Raw genomic sequence first — 19662 nt, 5'->3', positions numbered from 1 at the left:
TTTAATAAGCTAAAGATTAAAATCCTAATTCGTAATAGTAAGGCTCCCAAGATAGGAGCCTTTCGACGAAATAGGAACAATGGCAGCCTCGCTGTCATTTACATGTTTTAAGAGGACAGGAAGTGGAACTTTACGATACTGAAGAACAACAAGTTGAAGCCATTAAAGACTGGTGGAAGGAAAACGGCAAAGCCGTCATCATCGGTGCGGTTGTTGGTTTAGGTGGTCTATTTGGCTGGCGTTACTACCAGGATTCTGTGATTCAGGCGAGTGAAGCAGCTTCTCAAAGCTACACAACAGTAATGAACGCCCTGCAAACCAAAGGTGCAGACGCACAAGCAGATATTCAAGCGTTCATCGACTCAAACAAAGTTAAAGAATACTCAGTACTTGCTGCGCTTCAGTTAGCAAAAGTACAAGTAGATGCCAAAGATCTTTCAGCTGCACTTGAGCAACTTAAGTGGGCTCAAAGCAACACTAAAGATGCCGCGCTAACTCCACTTATCAGCTACCGTATTGCGCGTATTGAAGCAGAAATGGGCAACTTTGACGCTGCAAATGCAGAACTAGGCAAAGTAACTGACGCTGCATGGACGGGTCGTATTGCAGAACTTCGTGGTGATATCGCTCTTCGTCAAGGTGACAAAGAGGCAGCATACACGGCATACACTGAAGCTCAACAAGCTGCAGATGCTAGCCCTGCACTACAAATGAAATTGGACGACCTGGCGAAATAAGGACCGCATTGGATGAAAAGAGTCTTTAAGAAAGCCTTGTTAGGGGCATTAACAGTGGGAATTCTGGCTGGTTGTGCTGGCGAGGAAGACACCATTGTCATGGCTCCATTGCCTCAGGTAGATAGTCAGTTTACGCCAAGTGCGGAATGGTCAACGTCGATTGGTGATGGCGTAGGTCATTATTTCTCGAAGCTGTCTCCTGTTGTTGCTAACGACACATTGTTTGTTGCAAGTCGTGATGGTCTAGTCAAAGCATTAGATCCAGAAAACGGTAAGCTCAAATGGCAAACTGACCTAGAAGAAGATGTGATTGCACGCCTTTCTGGTGGTATCACAGCTGCGTATGAACACCTTTACATTGGTTCTGAAAATGGTGAAGTGATTGCACTTGAGCAAGAAACCGGTGACATCATCTGGCGTATCGAAGTAGGTGGTGAGGTGTTAGCGAAACCCGTCGCTGACTCTGGTTTGATCATTGTAAATACTAGCCGAGGCACTTTGATTGCTTTGGATGAAAGTACTGGTGAGCAACGCTGGGCGCTGAGCACAGAAGTTCCAAACCTAACGCTGCGTGGCGATAGCACGCCAACGGCTATTGGTGGTGGTGTATTCTGGGGGACAGCAAACGGTCGACTAGCTGCGGCAATTGTTGAACGTGGTCAATTGATCTGGCAACAACCAGTAGGTACTCCAAAAGGTGCTACGGAAATCGATCGTCTTGTAGACGTTGATTCTTCACCGATTGTACTGGGCGGCACTCTTTTCACTGTTGGTTACAACGGTCAACTTATTGCAATCGACTTACGTTCTGCAAATCCAATTTGGAAGCGTAACTACTCGTCAGCAACTGATATTGCTACAGACGGTAGCCGTATCTTCGTGATCACAGAAAAAGATCACGTAGTTGCAGTAGATGCACGCAGCGGTACAGAGCTTTGGGAAAACAGCAAGTTGGAATACCGCCAGCTTACTGCTCCAGTGATTGTTGATAACTATCTAGTGGTAGGCGACACATTAGGTTACCTACACTGGATGGATCGTTCGACTGGCGAATTCGTTGCACAACAATATGTCGATGACAGTGGTTTTGCTGTTGGTCCGACACTATTGTCTGATGGTTACGTGATTACAACTCGCAATGGCGATGTAAAGAAACTAACCATCAACGAATAATATCGTGATATAATTCACATTCGGCTCCTGGCTGGTAACAGTTAGGAGCCGTTTTGTTGTTTGAAATTTTTATTTATTAACCGTTATTCCTGACGTGGTTATAGGTAAAAAGCTGGTTTGATTTGGCATCAAGCAAGTCGTTACCTATAACTACAGAAGAAAGATTATTGTAGAGGTTGTTATGGTACCTGTTGTTGCTCTTGTGGGGCGTCCGAACGTAGGTAAATCTACACTATTTAACCGATTGACACGTACGCGTGATGCGTTGGTTGCGGACTTCCCTGGCCTAACGCGAGACCGTAAATATGGCCAAGCTCGCCTTGGCGAAGAACATGAATTCATCGTTATTGATACCGGCGGTATTGATGGCACGGAAGAAGGTGTAGAAACAAAGATGGCGGAACAATCGTTAGCAGCGATTGATGAAGCTGACGTAGTGCTATTCCTTGTTGACGGTCGTGCTGGATTAACACCATCTGATGAAGCGATTGCCGCGCATCTGCGTAAAATCGAAAAACCAGCAATGCTGGTAGTAAACAAGATCGATGGTATTGATGCTGATGCTGCTTGTGCCGATTTCTGGCAACTTGGTGTTGATGACATGTACCAAATCGCTGCGGCACACGGTCGTGGTGTGACAGCATTGTTGGAACGAGCGTTAGCGCCATTTTTCGATGATCTTCTAGCAAGCGAATCTGAAGAAGGTGAGATTGAAGATCTGACTGAATTCGAAGATGAAGAGCTAGCGATTGAAGATTACACCGAAGAAGATGCTGAAGCGGAGTTCAAACGTTTGCAAGACCAGCCAATCAAATTGGCAATCATTGGTCGTCCTAACGTTGGTAAATCAACACTAACAAACCGTATTCTTGGTGAAGAGCGCGTCGTGGTATACGACATGCCAGGCACCACTCGTGACTCTATCTATATCCCAATGGAACGTGATGGTCGTGAATACGTGTTGATCGATACTGCAGGCGTACGTCGTCGTGGTCGTATCAACGAAACAGTAGAGAAGTTCTCTGTTGTTAAAACACTGAAAGCCGTAGAAGACGCAAACGTGGTTCTATTGGTTATCGACGCGCGCGAAAACATTTCTGATCAAGACTTGAGTCTACTTGGCTTTGCATTGAACGCAGGTCGTTCAATCGTACTAGCCGTGAACAAGTGGGATGGTCTAGATAACGAAGTGAAAGAGAACGTGAAGAAAGAACTCGACCGCCGTTTAGGCTTCGTTGATTTTGCACGTATTCACTTTATCTCTGCGCTTCACGGTACAGGCGTTGGTCACTTGTTCGAATCGATTCAAGAAGCGTACAAGTCAGCAACGACACGCGTTGGTACTTCTGTTCTAACTCGTATCATGAAGATGGCAACAGACGATCACCAACCGCCAATGGTCCGTGGTCGCCGTATCAAATTGAAATATGCGCACGCGGGTGGTTACAACCCACCAATCGTGGTTATTCACGGTAATATGGTTCGCGATCTACCAGATTCGTACAAACGTTACTTGATGAACTACTTCCGTAAGTCTCTGGAAATCATGGGTACACCAATCCGTATTAACTTCCAGAACAGCGATAACCCGTACGAAAACCGTGGTGGCAAGCTGACTCTTTCTCAAGAACGTAAGCGCAAGCGTATGATGTCTGCGGTGAAAAACCGCAACAAGTAATCGCTAAGATTTTCTGAATACCCAAGTTTCGACTTGGGTATTTTTTTATAAGCAGATTTTTGCTCGAACCAATGCATTAGAAGTATGACTAACATGACGATCACAGCTACCAAAACTCGCTTCTGTCATCAAACTTGGCAACTGGAAGCACCAGTACAACTTTCTCACTCAACTGAAGAAGTCACTTACGTTGTTACTGAGGAGAGCCCTTTTCATCCTGTCAGCCACATTTGGCCAGATCATCCTGCTGACAAAGGCACATTAACTATCAAGGGTATGAGCTTTGAAGTGCTCGATTGCCAAGTTGGTGCGGTAGAACTTGCGAGTGGAAAGTTGTTCGTCGGTACTGAAATTCCGGTAAAACGTGATACGGAAGGGTGGGTGTTTGTTGTGGTACATGTGTTGCCACGTACAGAAGCTATTTCCGTTGGTGATGCTGCATTACTAGAAGTAGATAAGGAATACCAACTGTCACTGAGTCGTGGTCATAGTGCTGGGCACATCGCATACCTTGCGCTCAACAAGGTACTTGCACAAAACTATTGGCGAAAAGATGCAGATCGTAAAGACCCACATGGTAATTATGACTTCAACAGCTATGCCCAAGAGACCAGCTTTGTTACCCCAGATAAATGTCTGGATACCTATCGTTTAGGTAAAACACTCCGTAAAAGGGGGTTAAACAGTGCAGATATGCTGTCTGACCTAAAAAGCATCGAACAACAGGTGAATGTTCTGTTGAGAGATTGGCTAAAAAGGGACGTTGCGATCACCATCGATTGCCATGGTGAACACCTTACCGATTCACGTTACTGGCAGTGTGATTTAGGCGAAGGTGAAATCGCTGTCATCCCTTGTGGGGGAACGCATGCGAGCCATTTGAATGACTTTGGTTCCATCCAAGTAACACTGGTGGAGATAGACTCACAAACCATCGAAATGCACACCGATGTAATTCGCTAATTTAGCTTTTTGATCTTTTTATTATATTCTGTTTGTGTGTTTTTTTGTGCTGAAGTGTGGTTTTAAATTCTGTTTTAAATTGAGGGACAGAATATGTAACTTATGCTTTCGGTGTGTGGTTATATAAATATTCTTTTAAGGGGTGATCGCTGATCAAAAGGGTAATATCCGATGATCAGCATGCGATCTTTTATAGTGCCGCGTTCGCATAATGTGAGTTAGTTACCTGTGTCATATTAATAGATTTATTATATTTCAGGTTAATAAACATAATAACGATATGATTACGCCATTATGGATAAAGATAGACTGTTAGATGCTCACCGAGCAGTCAATCGTCTTTTAGGTAAGCTTGCTCTGGGAATGGAACGCAATAGCCTCAACAATGAGGTTATTAAGTTAAGTGAACACCTATTCGGTAAGAGGCAAGCTTCCATACTTCGATTGCACCCCGATACCAATACATTGCACTTGGAATTTGCTCCGCATTTACCTGATTTCTACAACCAAGCTATTGAAGGAGTCCCCATTGGACCAAAGGTCGGGTCTTGTGGTGCTGCTGCATTCTTAAAACAAACTGTGGTTGTTAGCGATATCGATCATCATGTTAACTGGGCACCTTTTCTTAAACTCACTCAACAAGCCCAACTTCATGCGTGCTGGTCAGTGCCGATTATTGCATCGGATGGTCATGTTCTGGGTACATTTGCTATTTACAGTAACGCCCCTTCCAAGCCTCACCCTTATGAACTTGAAGTGCTCGAAATGCTAGCTGCCTTGTATGCCGTTGCGCTAGAGAAATACCGTTTAGAAGAACAGCTTCATTTTCATGCCAGTCGAGATCCTCTCACGCACTGCTTTAACCGTCGTGCTTTGTTGTCAGAAGTTGACCGGAAAATAAACGGTAAATGTGGTCGTAATGCCTTAGTCGCCTGTTTCTTCGTTGATATTGATGAGTTTAAGTATATTAATGACCGATTTGGTCATGAGACTGGTGATCAAGTTTTAGTACTAGTAGCTGAACATTTAAAACAAGCTTTTCGCTCTTGCTCGGTGATCGGACGTTACGGTGGTGATGAATTTGTCGGTTTTTGTTGTTTCCCAGATGAGCAGACCTACTTTCACTTTGTTTCTCGTTTAGCGGATGAGCTTAATCAGATTTACCAATTAGAAGAATATCAAGTCAAAGCCAGCATTGGCGCTTCTTGTAGTACAGCTAGTGAGCGTGCAGTGTTGCAGCAGCTTATTCAACAAGCTGATGTTGCTATGTATCAGAACAAGCGTGCTAAGCGAGCGTGATAAAGATCAAGGCGTTAAGCTGGCTTATGATTAGACTGTAAGTCAGTGAATTGAAGTTATTTAGAGGAAGTTATGCAACCAAATATTTGCCCAACTTGCAACGTAGAACTGGAATGGACTGGGCAATATCACTGTAATCAGTGCGACTCAGATTATAAGAAGGTAGGGTTTTGCCCAGATTGCGATGCGGAGTTAGAAAAATTACAGGCTTGTGGTGCGGCAAACTATTTCTGCAATAGTTGTAATGAACTCAAATCGAAATCACGTGTTCGATTTGAGTTTCAAAAAGTCAGTTAATTAACCGTTGAGCGAAGCTCACCATCAGATAAGCGGGTGACTAAAACGTCGCCCGTTTTTACATCCTTTGCTTGGGTAACAACCTGACCTTGCTCAGTCTGAGTAATTGAGTAGCCACGTTTTAGTGTTGCCAGTGGGCTTACCGTATCTAGCTTCTCTGCCGCGATTGCCAGTTGGTGACGTATAGTCAGTAACTTGCGATCCATTGCATCCATTAGCTTTTGCTCAACGCGGTCAAGCTTCGACTTCTGCTCAGCCAAATGTTTTACTGGTGAGTTCAGTTGTAGGCGATGATGTTTGCGTTCTACCGCTTGTTGGCGTGTCGTGATGAATCGTTGCATCGCGCGTTGTAGGCGCATGTCCAACTCATCAAGTTGTTGCGTCTGACGCTGCAATTGATAGCTTGGATGCTGGCGCTCTAAACGGTGCATCAGTTGAGCCGATTGCTGTTTCTGTTGCGCTAGGTAGTAACGCATTGCACTGGCTAGCTTATGTTGGCGAGTCACCAAAGCTTGATCTTTGTGGCTGTTATCGCGGCTTACCAATTCAGCCGCCGCTGATGGAGTCGGCGCTCGCATGTCCGCTACAAAGTCAGCAATTGTCACGTCAACCTCATGACCAACTGCACTGATGATCGGAATTTGGCTTGCTGCAATAGTGCGAGCAAGGATTTCGTTGTTAAAGCACCAAAGGTCTTCTAACGAACCGCCACCACGACCAACAATCAATACATCACATTCGTCACGACTGTTTGCACGACCGATTGCCTGCGCAATTTGAATCGCGGCTTCTTCACCTTGCACCATGGTTGGGTAAACTACCACGGGTAGGGAAGGATCACGACGTTTCAATACGTCTAAGATGTCGTACAGTGCTGCACCGGTTTTTGAGGTGATCACACCAACGCGTTTTGGGTGCTCAGGTAAAGGCTGCTTATTGGTTTGAGCAAACAAACCTTCTGCTGCCAATTTCATCTTAAGTGCTTCGAACTCTTGTTGCAGACGACCATCACCTTCAGGCTGCATGCTCTCAATGATCAATTGATAGTCACCACGAGGTTCGTACAGAGACAGACGTGCTTTAACTAATACTTGATTGCCGTTAGCAGGTTTGAAAGTGACGCGACGATTGTTACCACGGAACATGGCACATTTAACTTGAGCGCGAGAATCTTTAAGAGTGAGGTACCAGTGACCAGAGACGGGAGCTGAAAAGTTGGATATCTCTCCGACAAGCCAGACGATCCCCATTTCGTTTTCGAGCAGCAGACGCACTTCGGCATTGAGACGAGAAACAGTGAAGATGTTTTGATTGGTCTGGGAGAGCACAGCTAATTCCGTAGACGTGAGTATGGAAATTAGCGGCAATATAATACATATCAAGGGGGTAATTGCAAGAAAAAAATTAAAAAATTTGTGGTCAAGCGATTGCGTTAACCGTATAATCCCTCCGCAATATCTAATCCAAATGTAGCCAACAACCTAAAACTGGTTACCCTCATTACGCGAAACGATGAGATTGGATTGTCTTTTTACTCCTCTAATTGTGAGATATTGCAAATGCTAAGAATTGCCAAAGAAGCGCTGACATTCGATGATGTACTACTCGTGCCAGCTCACTCCACCGTTCTCCCAAACACAGCTGATCTTCGCACTCAGTTGACTAAGAACATCACCCTAAACATCCCAATGATTTCAGCGTCTATGGACACTGTTACAGAAGCTCGTCTAGCTATCGCGCTAGCGCAAGAGGGTGGCATTGGCTTTATCCACAAAAACATGTCTATTGAGCAGCAAGCTGCTGAAGTTCGTAAAGTTAAGAAGTTTGAAGCTGGTGTCGTTTCTGATCCAGTAACTGTTAGCCCTGAAGCGACTATCGCTGACGTGGTTGCACTGACTGAAAAACACGGCTTCGCAGGTTTCCCTGTCATCACAGAGAACAACGAGCTTGTAGGCATTATCACTGGTCGTGATGTGCGCTTTGTTACTGACCTTTCTAAGAAAGTGTCTTCAGTAATGACAGCAAAAGAAAACCTTGCAGCAGTAAAAGAAGGTGCAACACGTGAAGAAGTGCAAGAGAAGATGCACGAAGCACGCGTTGAGAAAGTATTGGTTGTGAACGATGAGTTCCAACTAACCGGTATGATCACTGCGAAAGACTTCCACAAAGCAGAACGTAAACCAAACGCATGTAAAGATGAGCGCGGTCGTCTACGTGTTGGCGCAGCCGTTGGTGCTGGCGCTGGTAACGAAGAGCGTGTTGCTGCTCTAGTTGAAGCGGGCGTTGACGTTCTACTTATCGACTCTTCACACGGTCACTCTGAAGGTGTACTAAACCGTATCCGCGAAACTCGCGCAGCTTACCCAGATCTAGACATCATCGGCGGTAACGTTGCGACAGGTGCTGGTGCTAAAGCACTTATCGAAGCGGGCGTTAGTGCTGTGAAAGTGGGTATCGGTCCTGGTTCAATCTGTACTACTCGTATCGTAACGGGCGTTGGTGTTCCTCAAGTAACAGCAATCGCAGACGCAGCAGAAATGGCGAACTCATTCGGTATCCCAGTTATCGCTGACGGCGGTATCCGTTTCTCTGGTGACATCTGTAAAGCAATCGTAGCTGGCGCATCATGTGTGATGGTTGGTTCAATGTTCGCAGGTACAGAAGAAGCACCGGGTGAAGTGATTCTTTACAACGGTCGTTCTTACAAGTCTTACCGTGGCATGGGGTCTCTTGGTGCGATGTCTCAAGGTTCATCTGACCGTTACTTCCAGTCTGACAATGCAGCAGACAAGCTAGTACCAGAAGGTATCGAAGGTCGTATCGCATACAAAGGTCGTCTAAAAGAAATCGTACACCAGCAAATGGGTGGTCTACGTTCAAGCATGGGTCTTACTGGCTCTGCAACGATTGAAGATATGCGTACTAAAGCTGAATTTGTTCGTATCTCAGGTGCGGGCATGGCTGAATCACACGTACACGACGTTCAAATCACTAAGGAAGCTCCAAACTACCGTCGCGGTTAATTTTTACTGTTGTAAAAATAAAACCTATACACTCGACGTAAACGTTTGCTTTTTTTCCTTGAAGCATTAATAAGAGGCGAGTACACTCGCCTCCGTTTTAATAACCTAGCTTATAAGACTGCTCAAAATGACTAAAAATATTCATGACCAACGTATTCTGATCTTGGACTTCGGTTCTCAGTACACTCAGCTAGTAGCGCGCCGTGTACGTGAAATCGGTGTTTACTGTGAACTGTGGAGCTGGGACGTTGAAGAAGCGGATATTCGTGAATTCAATCCAGACGGTATTATCCTCTCTGGTGGTCCAGAAAGCGTAACGGAAGATAACTCTCCACGCGCTCCTCAATATGTATTTGACTCTGGTGTGCCAGTATTAGGTGTATGTTACGGCATGCAAACTATGGCTGAGCAGCTAGGTGGTAAAGTAGCGGGTTCTACAGAACGTGAATTTGGCTACGCACAAGTTAAAGTTTCTGGTGAATCTGCACTATTTAAAGATCTTGAGCTAACTCAAGACGTGTGGATGAGCCACGGTGACAAAGTAGTAGAAATTCCTGCTGACTTCGTGAAAGTTGGTGAGACAGACACATGTCCGTACGCTGCGATGGCGAACGAAGAGAAGAAGTACTACGGCGTTCAGTTCCACCCAGAAGTAACGCACACGAAAGGCGGTCTACAAATGCTAGAGAACTTTGTTCTTGGCGTATGTGGCTGTGAGCGTCTATGGACTTCTGAATCTATCATCGAAGACGCGGTTGCTCGTATTAAAGAGCAAGTGGGTGACGACGAAGTTATCCTAGGTCTATCTGGTGGTGTTGATTCATCGGTAGTAGCGATGCTAGTTCACCGTGCAATCGGCGACAAGCTAACGTGTGTATTCGTAGATAACGGTCTTCTTCGTCTAAACGAAGGTCAACAAGTAATGGATATGTTCGGCGACCAATTTGGTTTGAACATCATCAAAGTTGACGCTGAAGAACGTTTCCTAAAAGCACTTGAAGGCAAATCGGATCCAGAAGAGAAGCGTAAGACAATCGGTCACGTATTCGTAGACGTATTTGATGAAGAGTCTAAGAAGCTGAAAAACGCGAAATGGCTAGCTCAAGGTACGATTTACCCAGACGTTATCGAATCTGCTGCATCTAAGACTGGTAAAGCGCACGTGATCAAATCACATCACAACGTGGGCGGTCTTCCAGATGACATGGAAATGGGTCTTGTTGAGCCACTACGTGAGCTGTTTAAAGATGAAGTTCGTAAGATCGGTCTAGAGCTTGGTCTTCCGTACAACATGCTTTACCGCCACCCATTCCCGGGTCCTGGTCTAGGTGTTCGTGTTCTTGGTGAAATCAAGAAAGAGTACTGTGACTTGCTACGTCGTGCAGACGCTATCTTCATTGAAGAGCTACACGCTGCAGACCTATACAACAAAGTATCTCAAGCGTTCACGGTATTCTTACCAGTTCGCTCTGTAGGTGTAATGGGTGATGGTCGTAAGTACGATTGGGTTGTATCTCTACGTGCGGTAGAAACTATCGACTTTATGACTGCGCATTGGGCACACCTACCATACGACTTCCTAGGTAAGGTTTCTAACCGTATCATCAACGAAGTTGACGGTATTTCTCGCGTGGTTTACGACATTTCTGGTAAGCCACCAGCGACAATCGAATGGGAATAATATTCCCTTCATATTTGAAGTAGCAACGTTGTTGATTTGTCCATTTCACCCTAATCACATAGTAAACCTATGCTGATAGGGCTGAAATGGCTTGTTGCCTAGTTGCAACTCCAACTATTTTGGGAATTAGTTGGAGTACTTGACGTAAAGATTAAAATAGTAAAACCAGCCTTCGGGCTGGTTTTTTTATGCCTGAAAAGTGTGAACGCAGGTCTCAACTTTTTTATTAGAAAATATATACATGCGACATTGTTGAATGTATATTCATTTTTGGTGTCTAAATATTAAAGTTGGTATTGCTATGGAACAGGCAGACGTTACCTCCCTCATCCCCATCATTATTACGTTAGTCCTTGCGCTAACTACAAGAAACGTTGTTGTCGGTCTTTTTGCCGGTGTTGTTAGCGGTGTGGCTATGTTAGAAGGCACATTCGTTGATAAAGGTCCGCTCGATTCGTTTAGCGCACTGATGAAAAGTTACCTGTTGCCGCAACTGACAGTTACAATGCGGGCGTCATCCTTCTTTTGGTTTTCATTGGTGGTTTTGTTGCCTTGATGGAGAAATCTGGCGGTGGCGTGGCGTTCGCTAAAAAGGTCACTCAGTGGGTTGCAAGCAAATGCCAAGCACAGCTTTCTGCTTGGTTTGGCGGCGTTGTTATTTTCTTTTCAGACCTTGGTACACCGTTAATTGTTGGTCCTGTCTTTCGTCCTCTTTTTGATAAACTGAAAGTCTCTCGCCAGAAGCTAGCCTTTATCATCGATTCAACTTCATCCCCAGTGGCGATCCTCATCCCTTTCATCGGTTGGGGCGTTTATATCATGAGCCTGATTCAAAAAGAGTTTGCTGCACTGGATGTAGGTATCAGTGATTGGGATGCTTTTATTGGCGCGCTCCCTTACCAGTTTTATGCCTTTTTAGCGATCGCGATTGTTCCGATTGTCTCTTTCTTCAAGCTGGATTTTGGACCAATGGCGAAAGCCGAACAGCTTGCAGAGCAGGGTTCTGATTTTGGAAAAGTGCAAGATTCATTAAATGTGTTTGAGCATAAAAATGCAAAAACAAGTTTTGTTTGGGCACCGCTGCTCGTCATGCTAGTTGTGCTTTGCTCGATTCTAGTGCCTCACGGTTTTCCATTTCAGAAAGTCGCAGGCTCGACCTTCCGTGCTGCATTGTCGTCGGCGTATTTCTTTGCTGCAATTACCCTAATTAGCTTGATGGCGTTTTATGGCGTGAGAAAGCTCTCTGATGGCATTCAGGTTTACCTAAAAGGGATGTCGAACATGATGTCCGTTGCGGTGATTTTGGTTCTTGCTTGGTCATTGAGTTCGGTTGGCAAGGAGCTTGGCGCAGCGGCGTACATTGCAGAACAAGCGCAGGCTGGTTTCCCTTATTGGTTATTGCCAGCGGTGGCATTTTTGTTAGCTGGTATTATTTCGTTCGCAACAGGATCGTCGTGGGGGACATTCGCTATTATGATGCCGTTGGTTATCCCAACTGCAGTTGCGATTGATGCACCATTGTTGGTGTGTATTGGTGCGGTTCTGTCTGGCGGTCTATTTGGTGATCACTGTTCGCCAATTTCTGAAACCACCATCTTGTCTTCGACTGGTGCTGGTTGCGAGCAGTACGAACACTTTAGAACTCAATTTCCTTATGCGGTGCTTAATGGTGCCATTGCCCTAGCAAGTTTTCTTGTCGCTGGGGTAATGGCTTCGCCTGTGATTGTACTGGTGGCGGTTGTGGTTCAGTTTGCTGTCTATTTATTGCTTTCTAAACAGAAATCTTCGCAGGCTTTAGAGTCGATAACAGCCAACCAATAACCAAGAATAAAAACGGGGGAAGGTTCTCCCGTTTTGTTTTGAGTCAAGGTAACAGTTTTTGTGATACCCGCTGTGTAACAGTATTTATTTATAAACTTTGCGTCGCAGAATGAATGGGCTTTACTCGGCGTTTTTTCTACATGATCCACTATGTGTCTAGTTATTCCTTGTATATTGTATTGATAAATACGGAGATTAGACATGTTTGCACTCAAACATCTGCCTCTTGCATTAAGCTGTGTGCTCGCGGCACAAGCTCATGCCAGTATGAATATCCAACCTGATCCTCAAAACCCGAATGGCTACGTGATCGCTCGTGGTGACATTCAAGCGGTTGAGCAAAGCAAAACATCTGACCCAATGTATGCCATCTGGGCACAGGCGTTAGAGACTCGTCCGAACAGCGTTGTAGAAGCTATCGTACCGGGCGCAGCAGGTAACCTAGAAAACGTTAAACGTGTTGAACGTGTATTCCCCGAAAGTGAGTGGGACTTCCTAACGCAAATGGCTGCGCCTGAATACACTTATACTCGTTTCTTACGTGCGATAGGTAAGTTCCCTGCATTCTGTGGTGAGTACACCGATGGTCGAGACTCTGACGCAATCTGTAAGAAATCCATCGTGACAGCATTTGCGCATTTTGCTCAAGAAACTGGTGGTCACATTGCGGTTGATAACGTATCAGACAACCCACTTGCATTAGAAGAGTGGCAGCAGGCACTCGTGCATGTACGCGAAATGGGATGGTCTGAAGGTCAAGAGGGTTACACCACAGGCTGTGGTCAGAACGATTGGCAAAATAAGCGCTGGCCATGCGAACCTGGTCAAGGGTATTTTGGGCGTGGTGCCAAACAGCTTTCTTACCACTTTAACTATGGCGCATTCTCTGAAGTAATGTTTGATGGCGATGCATCGGTGCTGCTGAAGAATCCGGGTTTAGTCGCTGACTCTTGGTTGAACTTGGCTTCTGCAATTTGGTTCTTCTTAACCCCTCAAGCGCCAAAACCAGCGATGTTACACGTAATTGATCGTACATGGGTGCCATCGCAACGTGAGATCGATGCGGGCATTGGTTACGGTTTTGGTACCACTATCAACGTCATCAATGGCGGTATTGAATGTGGCGAGCAAAACAAAGACAAAGGTCAGCCTGTTAACCGTATTCGTTACTGGGAAGGTTTAGCAGCGCATTATCAAATTCCTATCGAAGCTGATGAAACCAATACTTGTTGGCAACAAACGCCGTACGGTAGCTTAAACCTTAACGGTGCGACTGATGTGCTTTACACCAACTGGGATGGTAACTGGAAGTACTACTCAGATCGCCCTGGGGGTCATTCATTTGAGTGTGAATTGGTTGGCTTCCAAACCGCATATTCGGCTCTGGTAGCAGGAGATTACGAGAAATGTGTTACCAACTTCTACCAATCTCACGCGGGTTGGCCTGAAGTACGCATTGTCGACAAACTAGACCCAGTCGATCCGGTTGACCCACCTGTAGGTGGTGTTGCTGCATGGGATGCTGGCAAGGTTTATAACACAGGCGACCAAGTCTCTTACAAGGGGGCGGTATATGAAGCTAAGTGGTGGTCACAAGGCAATGAGCCGACCAAAGGTGACCCTTGGAAGCTCGTTTCGGGCACGCCAACCGAGCCACCAACGACTGAACCTCCTGTGACAGAGCCACCAGTAACTGAGCCTCCAGTAACCGAACCACCGGTGACGGAGCCTCCTGTTTCAGGGGACTTTATCGCATGGGAACCAGGTGTCACTCAAGTAGCCAATGGTGACAAAGTGACTTATCAAGGTAAGTGTTTTATTGCGAAAAATGGTCCGGGTGTATGGGAAACGCCAACCCAGAGTAACTGGTTCTGGGATGAGATCTCTTGCCAGTGATTGAACAATAAATAGTCTAAGTATCTATAAAGACTCTGCTTTTTAGTAGGGTCTTTTTTTATTCATTTAATTGCCTATTTGTGCAATCTAAGTTTCCAATAACGTCTTTTCTCTTTTGTTTTTTAGTCCATTAAAATTCGCGCGCAATTTTTATCAACATTTTTGAAAACAGGTACGCTTACATGTCTACTAAACTGGCTAACCCAGCGCCGCTAGGCCTAATGGGTTTCGGTATGACCACGATTCTGCTTAACATCCACAACGCAGGATTCTTCCCAATTGACTCAATGATCCTAGCAATGGGTATCTTCTACGGTGGTCTTAGCCAAGTTCTTGTTGGCATGATGTGCTTCAAACGTGGTGATACTTTTGGTACGACTGCATTTACGTCTTACGGTCTGTTCTGGCTAACACTGGTTGGCCTAATCGTAATGCCTTACATGGGTCTTCCTGCAAGCCCTGCACACTTTATGGGTTGGTACCTACTGCTATGGGGCATCTTCACTGGCTTCATGTTTATTGGTTCTCTATGCTACCCAGTAGCGAAGCAAGTCGTATTTGGCTCTCTTACTATCCTGTTCTTCCTATTAGCTGCACGTGACTTTACTGGTAGTGAGCTGATCGGCACTATCGCAGGCTTTGAAGGTATCTTCTGTGGTGCAAGCGCAATCTACTTCGCAATGGCTCAAGTACTAAACAACGAGTACGGTCGCACGGTTCTTCCAATCGGTGAAAAGCAAAAGCCTCAAGTTGCAACGCAAGAAATCGCAGCATAATCGCTTCGAATTGAATGCAAAAGAAAAGGGTTAGCCACTGGCTAACCCTTTTTTAATGTCCTTTTCGGACCACTGCTTTTTCTTATATACCCGCCAACCTGCTGGGGGAGGAGGTTAATGAGGCATTAGGTAGATGGTTGTTCTACTGTTTCTGCCGTGTCGCTATCCGCTGTAGGCGCTTTGCCTGTTTTACGTTTGTACTTTTCTTCCCAGTAGTCAGCACCTTTGATACCAAGCGCAACAGGGTTGAATGTGTACTCTGTAACCCCACGTTTTTGCTGCTCTTCATAATCAGCTAGAGCTTTTAGTGCTGGCTTAGACATGAAGAAGATGATCAGAATGCCGACAATATTTAGCCATGCCATTAGACCTACGCCTACGTCACCCATTGCCCACGCAAGGTTAGCTGTTTTAACCGTACCGTAGAATACCGCTGAGATCAGAATGACCTTCAAGATAAACATCAGACCGTTTACTTTTACTGTGCGACGGATGTAAGCGATGTTGGTTTCTGCGATGTAGTAGTACGCCAAAATCGTTGTAAAGGCGAAGAAAAACAGAGCAATCGCGATGAATGGTTTACCCACACCCGGAAGGGCACTTTCAATCGCCATTTGCGTAAATACAGGACCATTTGCACCGATATCTGCTGGAAGGTTCTGTACTAAGAACGCACCTTCGACTGCACCGTGTACGTTGTACGCACCCGTGATAAGAATCATAAATGCGGTTGCTGAACACACTAGCAGTGTATCGATGTAGATAGAGAATGATTGAACCAGACCTTGCTGTGCTGGGTGATCAACACTTGCTGCTGCTGCAGCGTGAGGACCAGTACCTTGACCTGCTTCGTTAGAGTAAACACCACGTTTTACACCCCAACCAATCGCAGCACCAATACCCGCCATCGGTGTGAATGCATCACCAATGATCATGCCAACAATACGTGGAATTTCACCGATGTTAAGTAGGATGATAACGAATGCTGTGATGATGTACGCCAGAGCCATGAACGGAACTACGATTTGAGTGAAGTTCGCGATTCGTTTCACACCACCAAAGATAATGAAAGCAAGAATGACACAGACAACCGTACCAGTGAAAATTTTAGCGAAACTGAAGGTACCAATAGCGGTTTCAATCATGTCACCTGAGCCAAATGCTGCTTCTACTGCGTTACCAATACTGTTCGATTGAACGCCAGGAAGCAGAACACCACATGCAAAGATGGTTGCGATAGCGAAGATCCAAGCGTACCACTTTTGACCCATTGCTTTTTCGATGTAATAAGCTGGACCACCGCGGAATTCGCCTTCGTCTTCTTCTTTATAAATCTGTGCGAGTGTTGATTCTGCGTATGCGGTTGCTGCGCCAAAGAAGGCGACAACCCACATCCAGAAAACAGCACCTGGACCACCGAAACCGATAGCGGCTGCAACACCTGCAATGTTACCTGTACCTACACGGCCAGATAGTGAAACGGCCAAAGCCTGAAATGATGAAATCCCCTTGGTTGAACTCTTACCAGAAAGTAGCAAGCGCCACATTTCAAAGAAGTGACGAATCTGCACAAAGCGCGTCATGATCGAGTAGAACAAACCAGCGCCAAGGCACAAATAAATCAGTACCGGACTCCAGATAATTCCATTCAGAAAATCAACTAATGACTGCATGAGTATTTTCCCTGTTTGTTATGGTTGTGGTTGTTTTTCGTACAACACATTACCCTTTTTTGTAATGTAATTGTTAACCTTTTTGACTAAAAATCCTTTGTAGCGTGATGATGAACACAGAATGGTTAAATATTGTTAAAAATTGGTTCTTGTTATGTTTGTGTGTGGTTTTTATTGGAAATGACAATGAATTGATTGAATATGCAGCACATTGTCATGAAAATGTGCTGCGAGATATGGAAGTCATATCTTCTGAATGCTATTCAACATGTGGAATAATGTTCTATTTGAAATGGTTTGCAGGTGTTTAGGCGTAACGGCTTAGGCTCAATTCTGAGTGATTTGTTACTTTGCTTTCTGCACCGATCATAATGTCGGCAAGGAGTTGTCCTGACCCACAAGCCATGGTCCAACCTAGCGTCCCATGTCCGGTATTCGTGAATAAATTGTCGTAAGGGGTCGCACCAATGATGGGTGTACCATCGGGCGTCATGGGGCGAAATCCTGTCCAAAATTCGGCTTTAGTGAAATCGGCACTTTGCGGAAATAAATCTCGAATCACCATTTCAATCGTATTCTTGCGCTTTTGCGGTAATGAAGGATCAAAGCCCGCAAGTTCAGCGGTCCCTGCGACCCGGATGCGATCGTCAAAGCGTGTCATTGCCACTTTATAGGTCTCATCCATGACGGTAGATCGCGGTGCAAATTGTTCACATTCAATCGGAACCGTCAGTGAATACCCTTTGACGGGATAGATCGGAATATCGATCTCAAGCTGCTTGAGTAACGCCGTTGAGTAACTGCCCGAAGCAAGTACAAACTGGTCTGCTTTAAATAAACCACGATCCGTTTGGACACCCATGACCTTTTTGCCTACGGTAACCCAATTGCTTACCTCTGTATTGAATTCAAACCTGACACCATAAGCTTTCGCCAGCTTAGTTAACTGCTGACAAAACTGGAAACAATCTCCGGTTTCATCATCGGGTAGGTACAACCCACCGACCAGTTTTTCTTTTACTAACGCTAACCCAGGCTCTTGTTTGATGCAGTGCTCGACGTTCATTAGCTGAAAACGTGTACCGCTTTGTTCTAACAACTTAAGGTCTTTTTCTATGGCGTCTAACTGCTGTTGAGATCGAAATACTTGTAACGTTCCGAGTTGGCGACCTTGGTATTCAATCGCATGATCACGTCTTAGCTGCTCTAAACAAGTGCGGCTGTGATTGGCGATGGATAGCATTCGTGCTTTGTTGATCTGATAGCGAGATAAGGTGCAATTAGACACCATTTTCGTAGCCCAGCGGATAAGCTCTGGGCTGAGAGACGGTTTTATTTTGAGTGGGGCATGCTCTTCGGTTAGCCATCTCACGGCTTTGAGTGGAATGCCTGGGGCTGCCCATGGTGAGGAGTAGCCGTAAGAGATTTGTCCTGCATTGGCGAAGCTGGTTTCCATCGCACTGCTTGGTTGGCGATCGATCACGGTGACCTGATAACCTGCTTGAGCTAGATACCAAGCTGAGGTCAAACCGATAACACCACTACCTAATACGATGACTTCCATTGATGTGCTCCACACATTTTCGATGTGCGCAGTTTGTCTTCTTTACCTTTTGTTAACAATCGATATAAATTACATCCAGTGTTTAGAAAAACTATAGGCTCAGGATGAAAAGTAGTGTCGTAAGTGGATTGTGGTTATTTAGCCAAGTAGCGGAACACAACAGTTTTACTAGTGCAGCAAAGGTATTGCACTTGACGACAGGCGCAATTAGCCAGCAAATTATCCAATTGGAAGAGCAACTAGGCTTTACTTTGTTTGAACGCCATTCGCGAGGAATTAGGCTGACACCTAAAGGTTTGCAGTTATCTCAGGCTTCGCAATTTCACTTCTCTGAACTTGGGAAAGCACTTGAAGAGCTACAGATTGAAAAGCCCCACAATGAAATTCGCCTCAAACTGACACCTTCTTTTGCATTTAAATGGCTGGTTCCTAGGCTTGAAAGCTTCCACCTAAATAACCCCGACCTGCAAGTACAGATTTTTGCAGAGGGAGCGCTTGTGAATAGTGAGCTGAAGGATTACGACGTTGCAATTGACTATGGTCCGCACCCGTATCGAGACAAAAACGCGAAGCGGATTCTTGATGAGCAACTTCTTCCAGTGATGAGTGTCAAATACCTTGAGGATCATGGGTGGCTAAAAACACCTAAAACGACACCAGAGCAATGGCGAGATGCGACGTTATTGCACGATGCTATGCCATGGGATAAAGCGCCGCGTGACTATGAGTGGCTCTATTGGGCATCAAGTATGGGGCTGGATTTTAAAACGGATTCTGGGCATTTTTTTAATCGAACGGATATGGCGATGTCCGCAGCTGAAGCCGGCGTTGGTATTGCGATGGCACGTATGGCACTGGTGGAGGATGAACTTAAAAATGGTCGTTTGGTTTCACCATTTGAACCCGTTGATGCCAACGCAGGGTACTACTTGATCATTAACACGAAAAGCGAACCAACCCAACGATTTAAAAAGTGGCTTTTACAACAAGTCCGGTTGTAACTACCGAGAGTTATGTTTGGTTCATGTGTTTAAGAAGCCACAATGAGTGAACACAGAAGATTAACAATGCGGAGTTATAA

The 19662-nt window shown here is 45.3% G+C and carries 14 protein-coding genes and 1 pseudogene; 12 read left to right on the top strand and 3 right to left on the bottom strand.

Going from position 1 to position 19662, the window contains the following annotated elements:
• Nucleotides 1–122: 122 nt before the first annotated feature.
• The 6 genes from MHO32_RS07065 (at nt 123) to MHO32_RS07040 (ending at nt 6147) form a co-directional block, all read left to right on the top strand.
• Nucleotides 123–737: a YfgM family protein gene (locus MHO32_RS07065; RefSeq protein ID WP_009697674.1), complete on the top strand. Its 615-nt coding sequence runs from the start codon at nt 123–125 to the stop codon at nt 735–737.
• Between the two features lie 12 nt (nt 738–749).
• Entirely contained in the window at nt 750–1910 is a 1161-nt protein-coding gene (gene bamB / locus MHO32_RS07060; RefSeq protein ID WP_239211022.1) for an outer membrane protein assembly factor BamB, read from the top strand.
• Nucleotides 1911–2091: 181 nt separating this feature from the next.
• On the top strand, nt 2092–3588 hold the full coding sequence (gene der / locus MHO32_RS07055) for a ribosome biogenesis GTPase Der (RefSeq protein ID WP_005447700.1): 1497 nt from the start codon (nt 2092–2094) through the stop codon (nt 3586–3588).
• A 93-nt stretch (nt 3589–3681) separates the two neighbouring features.
• On the top strand, nt 3682–4551 hold the full coding sequence (locus tag MHO32_RS07050; RefSeq protein ID WP_239211021.1) for an alanyl-tRNA editing protein: 870 nt from the start codon (nt 3682–3684) through the stop codon (nt 4549–4551).
• A gap of 294 nt (nt 4552–4845) precedes the next feature.
• Complete coding sequence (locus MHO32_RS07045; protein ID WP_239211020.1) at nt 4846–5850, top strand: GGDEF domain-containing protein; 1005 nt, start codon at nt 4846–4848, stop codon at nt 5848–5850.
• A 72-nt stretch (nt 5851–5922) separates the two neighbouring features.
• Nucleotides 5923–6147 carry a zinc ribbon domain-containing protein gene (locus MHO32_RS07040; protein WP_074051091.1) on the top strand — a complete coding sequence of 75 codons (225 nt, stop codon included), beginning with the start codon at nt 5923–5925 and terminating at the stop codon, nt 6145–6147.
• Here MHO32_RS07040 and xseA read toward each other — a convergent pair.
• A complete protein-coding gene (xseA, locus tag MHO32_RS07035) occupies nt 6144–7475 on the bottom strand; it encodes an exodeoxyribonuclease VII large subunit (protein ID WP_239211019.1) in 1332 nt (443 codons plus the stop codon). The genes MHO32_RS07040 and xseA overlap by 4 nt on opposite strands.
• Before the next feature lie 231 nt (nt 7476–7706).
• On the opposite strand from xseA, the gene guaB reads away from it, so the two are divergent.
• The 5 genes and pseudogenes from guaB to MHO32_RS07010 all read left to right on the top strand — a co-directional run bounded on the left by guaB (nt 7707) and on the right by MHO32_RS07010 (nt 15344).
• Nucleotides 7707–9170 (top strand): IMP dehydrogenase, encoded by a 1464-nt coding sequence (guaB, locus tag MHO32_RS07030; protein ID WP_239211016.1) that lies wholly within the window; start codon nt 7707–7709, stop codon nt 9168–9170.
• Between the two features lie 127 nt (nt 9171–9297).
• Nucleotides 9298–10851 carry a glutamine-hydrolyzing GMP synthase gene (gene guaA / locus MHO32_RS07025; RefSeq protein ID WP_005447693.1) on the top strand — a complete coding sequence of 518 codons (1554 nt, stop codon included), beginning with the start codon at nt 9298–9300 and terminating at the stop codon, nt 10849–10851.
• A gap of 301 nt (nt 10852–11152) precedes the next feature.
• Nucleotides 11153–12672, top strand: a pseudogene (locus MHO32_RS07020) (Na+/H+ antiporter NhaC family protein).
• 201 nt (nt 12673–12873) lie between these two features.
• Nucleotides 12874–14568, top strand: coding sequence for a chitinase (locus MHO32_RS07015; RefSeq protein WP_239211013.1), 1695 nt, complete (start codon nt 12874–12876; stop codon nt 14566–14568).
• 182 nt (nt 14569–14750) lie between these two features.
• On the top strand, nt 14751–15344 hold the full coding sequence (locus MHO32_RS07010; RefSeq protein ID WP_005447690.1) for an acetate uptake transporter: 594 nt from the start codon (nt 14751–14753) through the stop codon (nt 15342–15344).
• Nucleotides 15345–15469: 125 nt separating this feature from the next.
• Here MHO32_RS07010 and MHO32_RS07005 read toward each other — a convergent pair whose 3' ends face one another.
• Together MHO32_RS07005 and MHO32_RS07000 are read right to left on the bottom strand one after the other, a co-directional pair.
• Entirely contained in the window at nt 15470–17017 is a 1548-nt protein-coding gene (locus MHO32_RS07005; RefSeq protein ID WP_005447683.1) for an alanine/glycine:cation symporter family protein, read from the bottom strand.
• A 307-nt stretch (nt 17018–17324) separates the two neighbouring features.
• On the bottom strand, nt 17325–18581 hold the full coding sequence (locus MHO32_RS07000; RefSeq protein WP_239211012.1) for a D-amino acid dehydrogenase: 1257 nt from the start codon (nt 18579–18581) through the stop codon (nt 17325–17327).
• Between the two features lie 104 nt (nt 18582–18685).
• Between MHO32_RS07000 and MHO32_RS06995 the strand changes: the two genes are divergently transcribed.
• Nucleotides 18686–19582, top strand: coding sequence for a LysR substrate-binding domain-containing protein (locus MHO32_RS06995; protein WP_239211011.1), 897 nt, complete (start codon nt 18686–18688; stop codon nt 19580–19582).
• Nucleotides 19583–19662: the final 80 nt, after the last annotated feature.

The organism is Vibrio sp. MMH1-50 (assembly GCF_022347645.1).
In the GTDB taxonomy this organism is placed as follows: Bacteria; Pseudomonadota; Gammaproteobacteria; order Enterobacterales; family Vibrionaceae; genus Vibrio; species Vibrio harveyi.
This window is presented reverse-complemented; position numbering and strand designations above follow the sequence as displayed.